Source organism: Nonomuraea sp. NPDC050310 (assembly GCF_040655795.1).
Lineage (GTDB): Bacteria > Actinomycetota > Actinomycetes > Streptosporangiales > Streptosporangiaceae > Nonomuraea.
The window spans coordinates 122930-139322 of record NZ_JBFAKP010000016.1 but is presented as its reverse complement, the minus strand read 5'-3'; the positions used below and the strand labels follow the sequence as shown (position 1 = coordinate 139322).

At 72.2% G+C, this 16393-nt stretch carries 16 protein-coding genes; 7 read left to right on the top strand and 9 right to left on the bottom strand.

Features of this window, described 5'->3' with window-relative positions:
* Position 1: 1 nt before the first annotated feature.
* Positions 2-463, top strand: a complete 462-nt coding sequence (locus AB0I67_RS30395) for an AsnC family transcriptional regulator (protein ID WP_357930271.1) — start codon at positions 2-4, stop codon at positions 461-463.
* Positions 464-466: 3 nt separating this feature from the next.
* On the opposite strand, the gene AB0I67_RS30390 is transcribed toward AB0I67_RS30395, so the two are convergent.
* The 5 genes from AB0I67_RS30390 to AB0I67_RS30370 are packed head-to-tail and all read right to left on the bottom strand — an operon-like array spanning position 467 to position 5809.
* Positions 467-1447: a BadF/BadG/BcrA/BcrD ATPase family protein gene (locus AB0I67_RS30390; RefSeq protein WP_357930268.1), complete on the bottom strand. Its 981-nt coding sequence runs from the start codon at positions 1445-1447 to the stop codon at positions 467-469.
* Positions 1444-2340, bottom strand: a complete 897-nt coding sequence (locus tag AB0I67_RS30385) for a carbohydrate ABC transporter permease (RefSeq protein WP_357930266.1) — start codon at positions 2338-2340, stop codon at positions 1444-1446. The genes AB0I67_RS30390 and AB0I67_RS30385 overlap by 4 nt, the downstream gene beginning before the upstream one ends.
* Positions 2337-3275, bottom strand: coding sequence for a sugar ABC transporter permease (locus AB0I67_RS30380; RefSeq protein ID WP_357930264.1), 939 nt, complete (start codon positions 3273-3275; stop codon positions 2337-2339). The genes AB0I67_RS30385 and AB0I67_RS30380 overlap by 4 nt, the downstream gene beginning before the upstream one ends.
* Before the next feature lie 2 nt (positions 3276-3277).
* Entirely contained in the window at positions 3278-4627 is a 1350-nt protein-coding gene (locus AB0I67_RS30375; protein ID WP_357930261.1) for an ABC transporter substrate-binding protein, read from the bottom strand.
* Between the two features lie 21 nt (positions 4628-4648).
* The gene (locus AB0I67_RS30370; protein WP_357930258.1) at positions 4649-5809 is read right to left on the bottom strand and encodes an ROK family transcriptional regulator; all 1161 of its coding nucleotides are present in this window, start codon (positions 5807-5809) and stop codon (positions 4649-4651) included.
* Between the two features lie 308 nt (positions 5810-6117).
* On the opposite strand from AB0I67_RS30370, the gene AB0I67_RS30365 reads away from it, so the two are divergent.
* From AB0I67_RS30365 to AB0I67_RS30350, 4 genes are all read left to right on the top strand, one after another.
* A complete protein-coding gene (locus AB0I67_RS30365; RefSeq protein ID WP_357930255.1) occupies positions 6118-8208 on the top strand; it encodes a DNA/RNA helicase domain-containing protein in 2091 nt (696 codons plus the stop codon).
* A gap of 472 nt (positions 8209-8680) precedes the next feature.
* Positions 8681-10255, top strand: a complete 1575-nt coding sequence (lnt, locus tag AB0I67_RS30360; RefSeq protein ID WP_357930252.1) for an apolipoprotein N-acyltransferase — start codon at positions 8681-8683, stop codon at positions 10253-10255.
* Positions 10256-10370: 115 nt separating this feature from the next.
* Positions 10371-11159 (top strand): polyprenol monophosphomannose synthase, encoded by a 789-nt coding sequence (locus AB0I67_RS30355; protein WP_357930250.1) that lies wholly within the window; start codon positions 10371-10373, stop codon positions 11157-11159.
* A 92-nt stretch (positions 11160-11251) separates the two neighbouring features.
* Complete coding sequence (locus tag AB0I67_RS30350) at positions 11252-11737, top strand: FxsA family protein (protein WP_357930247.1); 486 nt, start codon at positions 11252-11254, stop codon at positions 11735-11737.
* A gap of 272 nt (positions 11738-12009) precedes the next feature.
* On the opposite strand, the gene AB0I67_RS30345 is transcribed toward AB0I67_RS30350, so the two are convergent.
* The 4 genes from AB0I67_RS30345 to AB0I67_RS30330 form a co-directional block, all read right to left on the bottom strand.
* The gene (locus AB0I67_RS30345) at positions 12010-12354 is read right to left on the bottom strand and encodes an RNA polymerase-binding protein RbpA (protein ID WP_357930245.1); all 345 of its coding nucleotides are present in this window, start codon (positions 12352-12354) and stop codon (positions 12010-12012) included.
* A gap of 226 nt (positions 12355-12580) precedes the next feature.
* A complete protein-coding gene (locus AB0I67_RS30340; protein WP_357930242.1) occupies positions 12581-13012 on the bottom strand; it encodes a type II toxin-antitoxin system PemK/MazF family toxin in 432 nt (143 codons plus the stop codon).
* Between the two features lie 245 nt (positions 13013-13257).
* Entirely contained in the window at positions 13258-14106 is an 849-nt protein-coding gene (locus AB0I67_RS30335) for a methyltransferase domain-containing protein (protein WP_357930239.1), read from the bottom strand.
* Positions 14107-14120: 14 nt separating this feature from the next.
* A complete protein-coding gene (locus AB0I67_RS30330; RefSeq protein WP_357930237.1) occupies positions 14121-15044 on the bottom strand; it encodes an AraC family transcriptional regulator in 924 nt (307 codons plus the stop codon).
* 90 nt (positions 15045-15134) lie between these two features.
* Between AB0I67_RS30330 and AB0I67_RS30325 the strand changes: the two genes are divergently transcribed.
* Both AB0I67_RS30325 and AB0I67_RS30320 read left to right on the top strand, forming a co-directional pair.
* Positions 15135-15485 carry a VOC family protein gene (locus AB0I67_RS30325; RefSeq protein ID WP_357930234.1) on the top strand — a complete coding sequence of 117 codons (351 nt, stop codon included), beginning with the start codon at positions 15135-15137 and terminating at the stop codon, positions 15483-15485.
* A gap of 129 nt (positions 15486-15614) precedes the next feature.
* A complete protein-coding gene (locus tag AB0I67_RS30320) occupies positions 15615-16391 on the top strand; it encodes an acyl-CoA thioesterase domain-containing protein (RefSeq protein ID WP_357930231.1) in 777 nt (258 codons plus the stop codon).
* Positions 16392-16393 lie beyond the last annotated feature (2 nt).

The window sequence follows — 16393 nt, the reverse complement described above, 5'->3', positions numbered from 1 at the left end:
GATGGAGGAGATCGACCGCCGCATCGTCACGCTCCTGGCCGCCGACGGCCGGATGAGCTTCACCGACCTGGCCAAGGAGACCGGCCTGTCGGTCTCGGCGGTGCACCAGCGGGTGCGCCGGCTGGAGAAGCGCGGCGTTCTGCGCGGCTACACCGCGCTGGTCGACCACGAGGCGATCGGGTTGCCGCTGACCGCGTTCGTGTCCATCAAGCCGATCGACCCCGCCGCTCCCGACGACGCCCCCGACCGGCTGGCCCACCTCGTCGAGATCGAGGCGTGCCACAGCGTGGCCGGGGACGAGAGCTACATCCTGAAGGTGCGGGTGGGCTCGCCGCACGCGCTGGAGGACCTGCTCCAGCGCATCCGCGCGGCGGCCAACGTCTCCACCCGCACCACCGTGGTGCTGAGCACCCCGTTCGAGCACCGCCCGCCGACCATCGGCGAGGCGCCCGCGGCCGAGTAGGGCCTAACGGCTCGCCTGGAAGTGGGCGCGCAGCCGGGCCTTCGCGGTCTCGCCCGCACCCAGGTGCTCCAGGCCCAGCAGCGCCGCCCCCGCCAGCGGCGGCAGGTCGGCCACCACCGGCTTGGCCTGCGGCGCGCGCCGGGCGAACTCCTCCTCCAGCCGCGCCTCCAGCAACGGGTGCCGCGCGGCCAGCACGCCGCCGCCCAGCACCACCTCGGCCGGCGTGTCGAGCAGGTCGAGCCGGCGCAGGCAGACCTCCGCCATCGCCACCACCTCGGCCGCCTGCCGGCCCACGATGGAGCGTGCCACCGCGTCCCCGGCCTGGGCCACCTCGAACAACCCCGGCGCGAGCACCTGCAGTCCCGCGCACTCGATCCGCCCGGCGTGCAGCTCCAGCACCACCTCCAGGACGGTGGCCACGCCGAACCGCTCCTTGACCAGCTCGGTCAGCACCGTGTCCGGGCCGCGCCCGTCCTCGGCCCTGACCGCGTGCCACAGCACGTCCGTGCCCAGGTCCAGGCCGCCGCCCCAGTCGCCGCTCAGCGCGCCCAGGGCCGGGAAGCGCGCCACCTGGCCGGTGGGGGAGACCCCCACCGCGTTCATGCCCGCCCCGCACACCACGGCCACCCCCCACGGGTTGGCCGCACCCGCGCGCAGCAGGGCGAAGGTGTCGTTGCCGACCGTCACGGAACCGGCCAGGCCGCGCCCGGCCAGCTCCGCGGCGATCGCCGCCTCCTCCTCGGGGAAGTCGGCGTTGGCCAGGTAGGCGGCCACATGCCCGGCGTACGGCGGCGCCGCACCGGGACCGGCCGCCCGCCGTACCGCCTCCTCCAGCCGGTCCACGGCCGGCGCCAAGCCGGTCTGGCCCGGATCGAACCCGCCGCCCCGCACGGTGGCCAGGACACTGCCGTCCATCGCCACCAGCGCCACGTCGGTCTTGCTGTTGCCCCCGTCGACGGCCAGCAGCCGCCCTGCGGTGTTCACCCCTTGACTCCCGTCAGCGTGACTCCCTCGATGAAGACCCGCTGGGCCAGGAAGAAGACGATGATCACCGGTGCGGTGACCAGGAGGGTGGCGGCCATAGTGAGGTTCCACTGCACGCTGTGGAAGGCCTTGAAGGTCGCCAGCCCCAGGGAGAGCGTCCAGCCGCTCTGGTCACCGGGGTCGGTGTAGAGCAACGGGCCGTAGTAGTCGTTCCAGCAGTAGAAGAAGGAGAACATCGCCACCGCGGCGATCGCCGGACGGGCCATCGGCAGCACGACCTTGACCAGGGTGCGGAAGTCGGAGCAGCCGTCCACCTGCGCGGCGTCGAAGTAGTCGCGCGGGATGCTGACCAGGAACTGGCGCAGCAGGAAGATGGAGAAGCAGTCGCCGAGCAGCATGGGCAGGATCAGCGGCCACAGCGAGCCGGTGAGGCCGAGGTTGACCCAGATGGTGAAGACCGGGATCGCGACCACCTGCGGCGGCAGCATCATCCAGGCGATGACCAGCAGCAGCATGAACCGCCGGCCGCGGAAGCGGAAGCGGGCCAGGGCGTAGGCGGCCGGGATGGACGACAGCAGCATGAAGACGGTCGCCAGACCGGCGTACAGGAAGCTGTTGACCATCCAGGTCATGAGCTGGGAGTCGGCGAAGACGGTGACGAAGTTGCCCCAGTGCCAGTCCTGGGGCCACAACTGGCTGGTCAGCGCCTGCTCGTCGGTCATCAGGGCGGTCAGCCCGACGAAGACGACGGGCGCGAGGAACATGATCGCCAGGGCCACGGCTATGGCGTGGACGGCGATCCAGTGCAGGGCACGGCGCCGGCGGGCCGTACCGCGGGCGGCCCGGGCGGCCGCGCGCGGTGCGACGGGGCGGGGCGGAGCGGCGACGCTCATGAGGCCTCCTCGGCGAAGCGGAAGCGGCGCAGCAGGAACAGGGTGAAGACCATCGCGGTCAGGAAGAGCGCCAGCGCCAGCACGCAGGCGTAACCGAGCTCGTAGTCGCGAAAGCCGGAGTGGAACAGATGCTGCGGCAGGGTGAGCAGGGAGCCCTCGGGGTAGCCGGGGGTGAAGGTGGACCCGGCCGAGTCGGTCGCGCCGGAGGCCACCCGGGAGGCGATCATCGCCTGGGTGAAGTACTGGAGCGCGTAGATGACCCCGGTGATGGCCGTGAACATCAGCACCGGCGAGATGGTCGGCAGCGTGATGCTCCTGAACTGCCGCCAGGCCCCGGCGCCGTCGATGGAGGCCGCCTCGTACAGGTGCTTGGGCACGTCGAGCAGGGCGGCCAGGAAGATCACCATCGTGTTGCCCGCGCCCCACATGCCGAGCAGCGTGAGGCTCGGCTTGGACCAGGCCGGGTCGCCGAACCAGTCGGGACCGGCGACGCCGAGCAGCGACAGCAGGTTGTTGACCGGACCGGTGGCCGGGTTGAGCAGGAAGACGAAGGCGACCGTGCCGGCCACCATGGGCACCAGCGAGGGCAGGTAGAAGATGGTGCGGAAGACGCCCGCCCCGGCCTTGATCCGGGTGACGAGCTGCGCCAGCGCCAGGGCGAAGGCGAGCTGGGCGGGCACCATGAAGACGACCAGCCAGAGCGTGTTGCGGGCCGACTGCCAGACCCGCTCGTCGGAGAGCAGGTACTCGTAGTTGGCGAGCCCGACGAACTCCAGGGTGTAGAGGTCGTAGCGGTGGAAGGAGTAGAAGACCGTCGCGAGCAGCGGGTAGACGAGGAAGATCGCCAGACCGGCCAGCAGGGGCGAGAGCCAGACCAGGGCACGCAGGCCCTGGCCGCGCCGCCGGACGGGCGGCGCGGCGAGGGAGGAAGCCACGATCAGCCTCCGGACAGCTTCAGCTTGTCGTTGATCCGCTTGTCGACGTCCTTGAGCCCGGCGTCCAGGTCCTTGACGGAGCCCTTCTCCCACGAGGTGAGGAAGGTGCTGAAGGCGTCCTGGTTGAAGACGCTGTTGACGTTGGCGGGCAGCGTCGAGGTCTTCGGGTGGGCGAAGATGTCGAGGAAGGTCTTGAAGTTGGCGTCGTTGGCCAGCTTCGGCGACTCGGCCGCGGCCTTCGTGGTGGGCACGTTGCGCAGCGCGTTGGACAGGGTCACCAGCGAGTCGGTGTCGGTGGTGAGGTACTTGACCAGTTCCCAGGCGTGCTGCGGGTTCTTGGCGCCCTTCGGCACGCCGACGACGGTGCCGGCGGTGAAGCCGCTGCCGTACAGGTCGGGCTTGTCGTCGGCGACCGGCAGCGGGGCGGTGCCGTAGTCGAGGGTCTTGGCCTTGGGGTCGTTGGCGATCATGGCGTTGCGCCACTCGCCGTCGACGATCATGGCGACCTTGCCCTTGAAGAACGGGTGCTCGGCGCCCCACTCGTCGCCCAGGCTCTTACGGAACTTCTCCAGGTTGGCGTAGCCGTACCAGTCGACCAGTTCCTTCTGCCAGGTGAGGAGCTGCTTCCAGGCGGGGTCGGAGCCGATGGCCGAGGTGCCGTCCTCGTTGTACCACTTCGCGCCGGTCATCGGGCCGAGGTGGGAGGGGGAGTTCTCGTAGTACTGGAAGCTCGGGATGAAGCCGGCGACCTTGATGGTGCCGTCGGCGTCGCGCACGGTGAGCTTCTTGGTCAGCTCGGTCAGCTCGCTCAGCGTCTTGGGCGGCTCGCTGCCCTTCATCAGGGCCTTGTTGTAGTACAGGCCGTAGGCGTCGGCCAGCAGCGGCATGGTGCAGCGCTTGCCCTCGAACTCGGTGTAGGAGCGCGAGGCGGCCGGCAGCACCGACAGGTCGATGCCGTCCTGCTGGATGACCGGGGTGAGGTCCTGGAACGCTCCGCTCTTGCACCACTGGGCGACGTTGTCGGTGGTGAAGGAGGCGGCCACGTCGGGCGCCTTGCCGCTGCGGATGGCCGAGGTGATCTGGTCGTCCTGGATGCCCTTCTTGGCGACGACCTTGATCTGCGGGAACTTCTTGTTGAAGCCGGCGATGGCGTCCTCGAAGGCCTTGACCTCGGCGTCGGTGGAGAAGCCGTGCCACAGTTCCAGCGAGGCCGGAGGCAGGGCGGCGGCGGCCGGCTCGGTGCCGGCCGCGCTGGGCTTGGGCTGGGCGCCGAGGGTGGGCGGCGCCTCCCGGGTGGCGGTGCAGGCGGTCAGGGCCAGAAGCCCGGCGACCGCGAGGGGGATCAAACGCACGGGGGGTGCCTCCTGATCGGTTTAGGGAAAGACCTCTTCACGGGTGGCGTCCAGGGCGAGGCCGAGGGCTCCGGCCAGGACGGGGTTGCCTTCGACGCTCGACAGCCGCACCTGCGGCCGCGGGATGGTCTGGGCGTGCAGTTCGTGTTCGATGAGCTCGCGCAGCGTCTCGCCGCCCGCGCTCAGCACTCCGCCGGTCAGCACGATCAGCGCCGGGTCCAGGACGGAGGTGATGGCGGCCAGGCCGACCGCCAGCCGAGCGGCCACGTCGCGCAGTCCCGCCCTGGCGTCGTCCGAGCGGGGGCTGAGCCGGACCGCGTTGGTGATCGCCTGGCGGAAGTCGGCGCCGCGCACGCCGTACGACCTGAGCAGTTTGTGGATCGCCCGGCCACCGGTGAGCGCCTGGTAGCCGTGGTCGCCGGTGCGCCCGGTCTCCCGGGCGGTGGGCGCGCCCGGAGTGGGCATGTAGCCGACCTCGCCCGCGCCGCCGGTCGCGCCGCGGTGCAGCCGGCCGCCGAGCACGACCGCAGAGCCCAGGCCCTCGTCGGCCCAGAGCAGCACGAAGTCGCCGTGGCCGCGGGCCGCGCCGTGCGCCTGTTCGGCGAGCGCGACCAGGTTGACGTTGTTCTCCACGTCGACCGGGACGCCCAGGCCCTTGCCGAGGGTGGGCACCAGGTCGGGGATCTGCCAGCCGGGCATGTCCTTGGCGGTGGCGTAGCCCAGCTTGCCGGTGCTGGGGTCGACCGCCGCCTGCACGCCGATGACGACGTGGCGCAGCCCCGGGGGCGGGTTGGCCCCGGCCAGCGCGCTCTTGAGCCGCTCGACCAGGCCCCCGGTGGGCCGGCGCGGCGTCTCCAGCGTGTGCTCGCCGACGACCGTGCCGGTCAGGTCGGCCACGCGCACCTCGATCCGGTCGGGGGTGACGTCGAGCGCGGCGGCGTAGGCGGCCTCCGGGTTGATGCGGTAGACCTCGGCGGTCCGGCCCGGCAGGCCTTCCCGGATGCCGTCGAGCACCACCAGCCCCGCCTCCTGGAGGCGGGAGAGCAGCTGGGAGGCTGTGGGCTTCGACAAACCGGTCAAAGTACCGATTTCCGGGCGTGTCAGGGGACCGCGCTCCAAGAGCGCCTCCAAGGCTGCGCGGTCGTTGATCGCGCGCAGCAGGCTCGGGGTCCCAGGCTTCACATCGGCTCCTCGTTGTGGGTTAGGAAACTTTCCTAACTAGCTCTGACCATAGGGAACTCGGACCGTCCGGGTCAAGCGGCGCAACCAAGCCGTGACCCTCGCTGCGGCATACTTGATAGTCGTCTTCACAGCGGGAGTGCCCTATTTCGACTCATTCCGAGCTCGCCAGGGAGCAAAACTACGTCACGCGCCTGTACGAGCGCCTCGACGTACTGCGCGAGCGAACCCAGCGGCAACTCAAGGACGTCCTGGCCACGGGCGCGGTCGGCACGCAACAGAACCGCTCCGAGCGTGACAGCTTCGCCGGCATGTACGCCGCCCGGCTGGCGCGCCTGTGGGCGGTCGAGCGCGGCCTGGCCTTCGGCCGGCTCGACCAGGCCGACGGCGACCGCTTCTACATCGGCAAGATCGGCCTGACCGACGACGAGCAGGAACGGCTGCTCATCGACTGGCGGGCCCCCGTGGCGCAGCCGTTCTACCGCGCCACGCCCGCCGCGCCGATGGGCGTCACCGTACGGCGGCACATCCAGACCCGCGGCCGTACCGTCACCGGCGTCGACGACGACCTGCTCGACCTCGACAACCTGGCCGACGCCGACCGCGCCACGCTGAACGGCGAGGCCGCGCTGCTGGCCGCGCTCGGCGAGCAGCGCACCGGCCGCATGCGCGACATCGTCGCGACCATCCAGGGCGAGCAGGACCGCGTCATCCGCTCCGACCTCAACGGCGTCCTGGTGGTCCAGGGCGGCCCCGGCACCGGCAAGACCGTCGTCGCGCTGCACCGCGCCGCCTACCTGCTGTACTCGCACCGCGAGCGGCTGGAGCGGCGCGGCGTGCTCATCCTCGGGCCCAACCCGACCTTCCTGCGCTACATCGAGCAGGTCCTGCCCTCGCTGGGCGAGACCGACGTGCTGCTGTCCACCGTCGGCGAGCTCTACCCGGGCGTCACCGGCCTGGCCCGCGAGCGGCCAGAGACCGCCGCGCTCAAGGGCAGCCTGCGGATGACCGAGGTGCTCACGCGGGCCGTACGCGAGCGGCAGCGGGTGCCGCGCAGCACGGTCGAGCTGCCGCTGGGCCGCTACACGCTGACCATCGACGGCCGCATGCTCGACGCCGCCCGCAGCAAGGCGATCAAGTCGCGCCGCCCGCACAACGCCGCCCGCGCGGTCTTCGTCCGCTCCCTGCTCAACGCGCTGGCCCGCCAGGCGGGCAAGAAGCTCGGCAAGGGGCTGCTCGACGACGACGAGCTCGCCGACCTGCGCGAGGACCTGCGCACAGAACCGGTCGTCCGCAGCGCGCTCAACCGCTGGTGGCCCTACCTCACGCCGCAGCGGCTGCTCATCTCCCTGTACGGCTCGCCCGACCGCCTGGCCGCGGCCGGGCTGACCCCGCAGGAGGCGGAGCTGCTGGCCCGCACCGGCGGCGACTGGACCGAGGCCGACGTCCCCCTGCTCGACGAGGCGGCCGAGCTGCTCGGCGAGATCGACGAGCAGGTCCTGCGCGCCTCGGCCGCGCACGCCGAGGAGGAACTGCTGGCCGCCCGGCTGGCCGAGGAGCGCGAGCGCGAGTCCGAGCTCGCCTACGCGCGCGAGGTGCTGGAGCTGACCGGCCTGTCGGACGTCATGGAGGCCGAGCGCCTGGCCGAGCGCCAGCGCGGCGAGGGCCCCTACCTCACCACCGCCGAGCGGGCCGCCGCCGACCGCACCTGGGCCTTCGGCCACGTCATCGTGGACGAGGCGCAGGAGCTGTCGCCGATGGCCTGGCGCGCGGTGATGCGGCGGGTGCCGACCCGGTCGATGACCATCGTCGGCGACATCGCCCAGACCGGCTCGGCGGCCGGCGCCCGCTCCTGGGGCGAGGTGCTCGACCCCTACGTCGCCGGCCGCTGGCGGCAGGAGGAGCTGACGGTCAACTACCGCACGCCCGTCGAGCTCATGGCGGTCGCCGCCGACGTGCTGGCCGCCATCGGGCCGGAGCTGCGCCCGCCGCTGTCGGTGCGCGAGAGCGGCTTCCAGCCGTGGTCCGCGCCGCTGGCCGAACTGCCCGCCCTGGTCAAGGCCTCGGCCGAGGCCGGGGGCAAGACGGTGGTGATCGCCCCGGAGTCGATGCTGGCGACGCTCAGCCTCGGCGACGCGGTCGTGGTACGGCCCGGCGAGCGGGCCGGCGCCGAGGCGCTCGACGCCCCGGTGGCGGTCATGGGCGTCGGCGACACCAAGGGACTGGAGTTCGACTCGGTGATCGTCGTGGAGCCGGCGGGCATCGTGGCGGAGTCACCGCGAGGCTTGAGCGATCTTTACGTAGCTTTGACCCGGGCCACGCAACGGCTCGGCGTCGTGCACGACTTGCCCCTTCCGTCCAGCCTGTCCCGCCTGGGAAATGTCCCGACAACGGGTCATTGAGCAGTGCGCCAAGCATGTCCTAGCTGCGAAAACTTGATGTTGCCGCTGATCGGGACACGGTTGACATCATCGCCAGAGTCGGTAGTTTGCTGCCCAGTCCAGCACGGGACTTGGCCGGTTGGCCGTCTCTGACATCGACAGATCCTGCGTCCGTGACGAAGCCGATGGTTTCGTCCACACAGCCAGGTGCAGGGCCGTCGGTCCGTCGAGTCGGGGCACCCCAACCGGACGGGGGGTTGGACCCGGGACGGGCCCGGCAGCCCAGTAGACAACGGAACTCCGCGCTCGCCGCCGACGGGACGGATCCGGTCCGAAGGGTTGCCGGGCCCTCTTCCCGTTCCCGTGCTCCCGGACTCACCGCGAGAGCGCCGGGCGGTCCCACGACGGTGGGACCGCCCGGCCCTGTCCGGCCTGCCTCGCGAGGGCGGTAGCGTTTGTCCCAGCACGTCCTATCGCGAGGAGAAGCACGGCCGTGGCGCAGGACCTTTCCGAGACCGCCGGCGCGGCACGCACCGACACCCCGCGCGCCGGGGCGCCCCTCCTCGCCAGAGTGGCCGCCGCCGCCCTGGGCGGCCTCGCGCTCTTCCTCGCCTTCCCGCCGCTCGACTGGTGGTGGGCCGCCCCGCTCGGCCTCGCGCTGATCGCCGGCAGCCTGTACGGCACGCGGCCCCGCCGGGCGGCCTGGCTGGGCTACCTCGCGGCCCTGGTCTTTTTGCTCCCCGCACTCGCCTGGGTCCGGCCCATCGGCTATGACGCCTGGCTGGCCCTGGTTGCCCTGGAGAGCGCCTTCTACGCCGCCCTGGCTGCCGGGGCCGCCCTGCTCTTCCGCTTGCGTCTGTGGCCGTTGTGGTTCGCGGCACTGTGGGTGGGGATGGAGTGGGCCAGGGGACTCTTCCCGATCGGCGGCTTCCCGTGGGCTCGGGTGGCTTTCAGCCAGGGCGAGTCGCTGTTCACCCGGTATGCCGCGCTCGGCGGGGTGCCGTTCGTCTCCTTCGTCGTCGCCCTGTGCGGCGCGCTCCTGGCCGCGGCGGTCCTGCGGCTGGCGGCCCCCCGGACGGCACCGGGGCTTCCGGGACGGCGGCCGGTCGCGCTCCTGGCCGGCGGCGCGCTGCTCCTCCCGTTGCTCGGCCTCGCCGTACCGCGCTTCGGCGACGAGGGACGCACCGTCAACATCGGCCTCGTCCAGGGCAACGTGCCCGGCGAGGGCATGGCGATCTTCGGCGACGAGCCCGCCGTCGTGCTGCGCAACCACGCCGACACCACCCACGCCCTGGCCGCCGCCGTGCGCGCGGGGAAGCTGCCCAAGCCGGACCTGGTCGTGCTGCCGGAGAACTCCACCGACATCGACCCGTACGCCGACCCCACCGCCAGGAAGATCATCGATGACTCGGTCAAGGACGTCGGCGTCCCCACCCTGGTCGGCGCGGTGGTCGGCCTCGGCACCGACGAGCGCGCCACCCGCAGCCTGGTCTGGGACCCGGTCACCGGCCCCGGCGCCTACTACGACAAGCAGCAGCTCGTGCCCTTCGGCGAGTACACGCCGATGAAGGAGATCTTCCTGGCCCTGTTCGAGCGGGCCGCCCTGGTCGGCCGCCAGTCGGTCGCGGGGGACCGGCCCGGCGACCTGAAGATGGGGCCGGTCACCGTCGGCGCGGTCAACTGCTACGAGGTGGCCTTCGACGGCATCGTCCGCGAGACCGTCCGCACCGGCGCGACGCCCCTGGTCGTGCAGACCAACAACGCCAGCTACGCGCTGTCCAACCTGCCGCCGCAGCAGCTCGCCATGTCGAAGCTGCGCGCCGTCGAGCACAACCGGGCCGTCGTCACCGCCGCCACCACCGGCATCTCCGCCTACGTCACCCCCGACGGCAAGGTCGCCTGGAGCACCGCCGAGCGGGTGCGGGACATGACCGTGGTCACCGTCCCGGTCCGAACCGCCGGCACCCTGGCCACCCGGCTCGGCCCGGCGCCCGAGTGGGCGCTCGTGCTGGCCGGAGCCGCCGCCGTCGCCCTGGGCTGGCGCCGCCGCCGCGAACCGGTGGCCTAGCCGCGCCCCGGACGGGCAGGCGACACGGGGTGACACGGGCCGGCCGGTCAAGAGCATGCCTATGGCCCGAACTGGTCTACCCTTGCCACAAACGGCAGAGTCGGAAGGGCACTGGATGAACTCGGTTGACGACCCGGACGTCACGGGCAGAGCCCCGGCCGACGGCTCGATCGGGAAGGTCCTCGTGGTCGTCCCGACCTACAACGAGCGTGACAACCTGCCCCGCATCGTCGCCCGGCTGCGCGCGGCCCTTCCCGAGGCGCACGTCCTGATCGCCGACGACAACAGCCCCGACGGCACCGGCCGCATCGCCGACGAGCTCGCCGCCGAGGACGAGCAGCTCCACGTCCTGCACCGCACCGCCAAGGAAGGACTGGGCGCCGCCTACATCGCCGGCTTCCGCTGGGGCCTGGCCGAAGGCTTCGACGTGCTGGTCGAGATCGACGCCGACGGCTCCCACCAGCCCGAGGAGCTGCCCAAGCTGCTGCGCGCGCTCAGCGAGGGCGCCGACCTGGCCATCGGCTCGCGCTGGGTGCCCGGCGGCAAGGTGGTCAACTGGCCCGCCCGCCGCGAGTTCCTCTCCCGCGGCGCCAACGTCTACACCCGGCTCATGCTCGGCCTGCCGGTCCGCGACGCCACCGCCGGATTCCGCGCCTACCGCGCCTCCACCCTGGAGAAGATCGGCCTGTCCGACGTCGACTCCCAGGGCTACTGCTTCCAGGTCGACCTCACCCTCCGCACCGACCGCAACGGCCTGCGCATCGTCGAGGTGCCCATCACCTTCGTCGAACGCACCGTCGGCACCAGCAAGATGAGCGGCAAGGTCATCAACGAGGCGCTGTGGCGGGTCACCGTCTGGGGGCTCACCGGCCTGCCGCGCCGCTTCCGCCGCCACCGCCACTGACCTCCGCGGTTCGCTCACGGTGGAGGCCGGAACGTGACCGCCTCCCCGGACGTTGACCCTTCTGTACGGCTGACGCGCGAATGAGGACGACGATGAGGCTTCTGCTCTTCCTGGCCTTCCTGGTGGTCCCGGTCCTGGAGATCTGGCTGCTCATCCAGGTCGGCTCGGTGATCGGCGGCTGGCCCACGGTGGCCCTGCTGATCGCCGACAGCCTGCTGGGCGCCTGGCTGGTCCGGCGCGAGGGCCGCAAGGCCTGGCGCAACCTCCAGGGCGCGCTCGGCTCCGGCCGCATGCCCGACCGCGAACTGGCCGACGGCGGGCTCATCCTGGTGGGCGGCGCGCTGCTGCTCACGCCGGGGTTCCTGACGGACGTGCTCGGGTTCCTGTGCATCCTGCCGTTCACCCGGCCGATGATGCGGCGGGTGGCGGGGTGGTTCTTCGCGCGGCGGGTCAAGGCCATGACGGCGGCCTCGCCGTACGCCAACCTCGGCTTCCGCCTCGACCCCGACGCCCGCCCCCAGCCCCAGCCGGGCTCCAAGGTCGTCCACGGCGAGGTCGTCGACGAGGACGACCGCTAGCCGATCCTCCGGCACCCTCGGACGCCCGGGATGCCCGGCCCTCTCTCCGGGAGACGAGCACCCCGTACGGCCCGGCTCTCTCCGGGAGACGAGCACCCCGTGCGGCCGGCCCACCCCCGAAAGACGAGCACCCCGTACGGCCCGGCCGCCCCCCTTTTCCCCAAGAGACGAGCACCCCCTCCGGACGCCCGCTCGCCACTACGGTGGCCAGGCATGCAAAACCCCCGGTCACCCATAAGGGGCCGGGGGCTCCACGTCACACCGTGAGGTCGTCAGGCGCTCTTCCGCCGCTGGGCCCGAAGGACGGCCAGCCGCTCGTTGAGCACCTCTTCCAGGTCTTCGATCGAACGCCGCTCCAGGAGCATGTCCCAGTGCGTCCTCGGGGGCTTGGACTTCTTGGCCTCCGGCAACTCGCCGTCCACTCGCCAGGCGGTGGCGCCGCACATGCGGCACTCCCAGGTCGCGGGGACCTCGGCCTCAGCGGCAAGCGGGACCTCGAAAGTATGGCCCTTGGAGCAGGTGTAGGACACGTCCTGGCGCGGTGCCAGATCCGTGTTACGGTCGTTCTCGTAGCTGGTTGCCCCGAGCCGGGTGCCACGAAGCGCGCGCTCGCCCATGTCTTAATGCCTCCTACAGGGCCCCCATCGTGGGGGTCTGTCTCCCACGGTGTCTAACGCTTGATACCGTGAAGGGATTCCCACCCTGCGGGTGATCCAATCGCGCATTTTCCGGCTTTCGGATCTGGGTTGTCACAAACCCCTGTGACCAGGGAGACCACGCGACGCCCAGCACCCCCTCCCGATCCGGTCCTGTCGGGCGAGATCCGGCTGGGCTCTGGGCCGGTCAGCCGTCGGCTGCCCACCCGTGCGAGCTCCGCAGCCGCGCGGCGACGCGCTGGAAACGTTCGCGGTGCAACACCGCGCCCTCCCGCCGGATGTCGTCCTCGTCCAGCACGAAGACCCGGTCCAGCCGCAGGTAGGACACACGCCCGTCGCCGTCCCAGGAGCCGAGCTCCAGCCACTCCGGCCCGTCGTCGCCCCTGCTGGACAGCATCATCGCCAGCAGCCGTCGCCCGGTCCGGCCCACCACCAGGAGCGGCCGGTCCTTGCCGCGGGCGGGGTTCTCTTCGTACGGCACCCACGCCCAGACGATCTCCCCCGGATCGGCCAGACCGTCCAGGTCGGGGGAGTACGCCAGCGTGGCGGCCCGGTCGATGCTGTAGATCTCGCGCACCGCACCGCGCGCCGGACGAGGGTCATCTCCGAACAAATCCACGAAGCAGAGCGTACGGTGATCACCACCCCCAAATCCACCACCCCTCCCAGAGCCAGTGGCTCAACCGGAGGGCGGGCCAGATCTGTGGGGCCGGTTGACCGGAGCGGTCCGCAGGCAACCACTCAGCTCGAGGTCGGTTTAGGTCCGCAGTGGGTCGGTCGGCTGGACCGCGGGTTTGGGATCGCAGGCAACCGCTCAACCGGAGTGCGGGTGGTCCGCGGGCGGCCGCGAGGCCGGGCTGCGGGTTAGGCTCGCGGGGGGCCGGTCGGCCGGAGCGCGGGATGGGTCTGCGGGTGGTCACTCGGTTGGATCGCGGGTTGGGTTCGTTCGGCGATCAGGTGGGTCAGGGCCGCCACCCGCCGGTACGGGTCGGTGGTTGCGGCCCGTTCCTCGCAGGCCAGCAGCGCCGCCAGCTCCCGCTTGTCCGGCAGCCCGGCATCGTCGGGTGCGACGTCGGTGAACAGGCGCACCCCGTACCAGGCGCGCACCGACAGCCCCCGGCCGGCCAGCGAGGCGACCAGGTCGTCCACCCGGTCAGCCCGGGCCGCAACCCCGAGCCGGTTGCCGTACGACACGTGGTCGAACGCCCGCAGCGCCGAGTCCCAGTCGCCGAGCAGCCCAGCCCGCATCGCCAGCGCGTCCCCGTTGCGCACCAGCAGCGAAACCATGCCCCCGGGTGCCACGACCCGCGCCAGGCCGTCCAGCAGCGGTCCCGGATCGGCGAAGTACATCAGCACCCCATGACACAGCACGACCTCGAAGCTCCCAGGCTCGAACACCCCGGCGAGATCGCGCGCGTCCCCCTGAACCACCCGCACCCGCGCTCGAACCTCGTCCGGTTCACCCGCCAGATCCCGCCGAAGATCACCGAGCAACGTCGCCGAGGAGTCCAGCCCGGTCACCTCATGCCCGAGCCGCGCCAGCCGTACGAGCTGGGTGCCCTGACCACAGCCCACATCCAGCACCCGCTGCGGCCCCGCACCGGCAAGGTGACCCGCCAGTTGCCGGGCCACCAGCTCCTGCCGGACGACCTGCCGAAGCGTGCTCAGCCGAGCCCGCCACTGCTGCTCACCCGCCACGAAACCGGACGTCATGGAACCTCGCTCCGTCATCGCTCAGCCCCCAGTAGGCGGCGCAGGGCGGCGGGGGTGTGGCCGACGTGCTGCCTGGTCGTGCGCGTCAGGTGGGCCTGGTCGGCGAATCCCAGCTCCACCGCCAGCCCGGCCAGGTCGCTCTCGCCCTGTTCGAGGCGGTCGAGGGCCCCGGCCACCCGCACCCGGTTGCGGTAGTGGGTGAGGGAGACGCCCATCTCGCGGGTGAAGGCCCGGCTGAGCTGGAACGGCGAGACCTCCAGCAGGGCGGCCAGGGTGAGCAGACCCCCGGCGGCGGGGTGCCCGGCGGCGATGGCCTCCCGTGCCGACGAGACCAGGCCAGGGCCGCTGTCGCCCTTCACCTTGCGCCGCGCGCCGCCCGGGCCGGTCCGCGCCGGTCCGCTCGCCTTCCCGCCGACCGCCCCGGGATGCCGGTGGTGCCCAGGAGGGCGCCCGGACGCGGGGCACGGGGCGAGGGGAGCGGTCGAGGCCGCAGGCGGCGGCGACTGGGCGAGAGCGGCACGCAGGAGGTCCAGCAGGGACTCGGCCACCGCGAAACCGGCATCACCCGAGCGAGTGGCCCGCAGGAGCCGGCGATGGGCCAGGTCGAGACGGCCGTCGACGTAGAGCGTCGGGCGGAGCGGACGGCCGCCGGTGAGGCGGTGCCAGAGGGGGCCGGTGAGGGCGAGGGAGGTGCAGAGATCACCGCCGGAGGGGTGCGCGAAGTGCTCCTCCTCGCCGGGCAGCCCGAGATAGGCCAGCGTGGGGTCGAGGTCGGCGGTATGACCTCGCGACCTGCGGCGGAAGCGGCCCCGGCGGACCAGGACGATCAGGTGATGGTCACCGGCCTGCTGCGCCGACCAGTCGCGGTGGTCGTCGAGGCAGGTCACCGCGTCGGCGGTGAACCCGTCGCCGGTGGCGAGGCGGACAGAGGTGCGCACGCTGGAGAAGGTACGCCCCGCCTCCGACAGTTTCGGCGGGCGCAAGGATGTTCAAGACCGGGGCCCGGCGGCCGGGCGAGGCTTGGCCCCATGAACAAGATTTCCGCGATCGTCATCGACTGCGCCAGCCCCACGGAGCTGGCCGGTTTCTACCAGAAGGTGCTCGGGGGCGAGATCGGCTACAGCGACGCCGACTTCGCGAGCCTGCAGGGCGGGCCGGTCACCCTCAGCTTCCAGCGGGTCCCCGGCTACAGCCCGCCCGCCTGGCCGGGGGAGGCGGGCAAGCACGCGCACCTCGACCTGGCCGTGGAGGACGTGGAGCGGACGGTGAAGGAGCTGCAGGAGCTCGGCGCGACCCTGCCGGAACACCAGCCGGGCGACGGGAACTGGACGGTGGTCCGGGACCCGGAGGGCCACCTGTTCTGCCTGTCCGCCGCCTGACCCAAGCGCCAGGTCCGCCGCCTGACCCAAGCGCCGGGTCCGCTGCTTGACCAAGAGGCCAGGCCCGCCGCCTGGCCCGTGCGCCAGGGGAGTCCCGCAGGAGAGCCGGAGTCACTAGAATATCGTTCTGTGACTGCCTTCTTCACCCTCAAGGCGGGCGAGTTCGTCCCCGCCCCCCACGCGCGCGGCCCCTGGTCGCCGGAGATGCTGCACGGACGGCTGCTCGGCGGGCTGGCGGCACGGGCGGCCGAACTGGAGCACGCCGAGCCGGGGCTGCGGGCCGCGCGGCTGACAGTCGACCTGTTCCGGAACGCGGCCCTGCTGCCGCTGGCCGTGGAGACGGTCCGGGTGCGTGACGGGCGCCGCATCCGGGTCGCCGACGTGACCATCAGCTCGGCGCAGGGGGCGCTCGGGCGGGCGAGCGTGGTGTTCCTGCGGGAGGGCGAGCAGCCGCCCGGGCATGTCGCGCCGACGCCCGCCTGGGCGGAGCCGCCGCCGGAGGGGCCCGCGCCGCGGATGGGGGAGTTCCCGCCGTTCGAGATGTGGCCGCTCACCGAGTGGACCGGCACCGGTCCCAAGCGGGCCTGGATGCGCGAGCTGTACCCGCTGGTGGCGGAGGAGCCGCTGTCGCCGCTGGTGCGGGCCGCGCTGGCCGCCGACTTCGCCAGCCCGCTGGCCAACAGCGGCAGCGCCGGGCTGCACTTCATCAACGCCGACTACACCCTGACGCTCAGCCGGACGCCGAGCACGCCCGAGCTGGGGCTGGAGTCCAGCGGGCACCTCAGCGCCGACGGCATCGCCACGGGCCACTGCACGCTGCACGATCTGCACGGGCCGGTCGGCTACTGCCTGGTCACCGCGGTCGCCAATCCCGGCGGCGGGCTGATGACCCGGCCGCCGAGCTGACA

Bases quoted from the DNA above. Each gene is read 5' to 3' on its own strand.
- AB0I67_RS30345 (WP_357930245.1), bottom strand. From the start codon at position 12,354: ATGGGCGAGCGCGCGCTTCGTGGCACCCGGCTCGGGGCAACCAGCTAC.
- AB0I67_RS30355 (WP_357930250.1), top strand. From the start codon at position 10,371: ATGAACTCGGTTGACGACCCGGACGTCACGGGCAGAGCCCCGGCCGAC.
- AB0I67_RS30350 (WP_357930247.1), top strand. From the start codon at position 11,252: ATGAGGCTTCTGCTCTTCCTGGCCTTCCTGGTGGTCCCGGTCCTGGAG.
- AB0I67_RS30365 (WP_357930255.1), top strand. From the start codon at position 6,118: ATGTACGCCGCCCGGCTGGCGCGCCTGTGGGCGGTCGAGCGCGGCCTG.
- AB0I67_RS30335 (WP_357930239.1), bottom strand. From the start codon at position 14,106: ATGACGTCCGGTTTCGTGGCGGGTGAGCAGCAGTGGCGGGCTCGGCTG.
- AB0I67_RS30385 (WP_357930266.1), bottom strand. From the start codon at position 2,340: ATGAGCGTCGCCGCTCCGCCCCGCCCCGTCGCACCGCGCGCGGCCGCC.
- AB0I67_RS30395 (WP_357930271.1), top strand. From the start codon at position 2: ATGGAGGAGATCGACCGCCGCATCGTCACGCTCCTGGCCGCCGACGGC.
- AB0I67_RS30325 (WP_357930234.1), top strand. From the start codon at position 15,135: ATGAACAAGATTTCCGCGATCGTCATCGACTGCGCCAGCCCCACGGAG.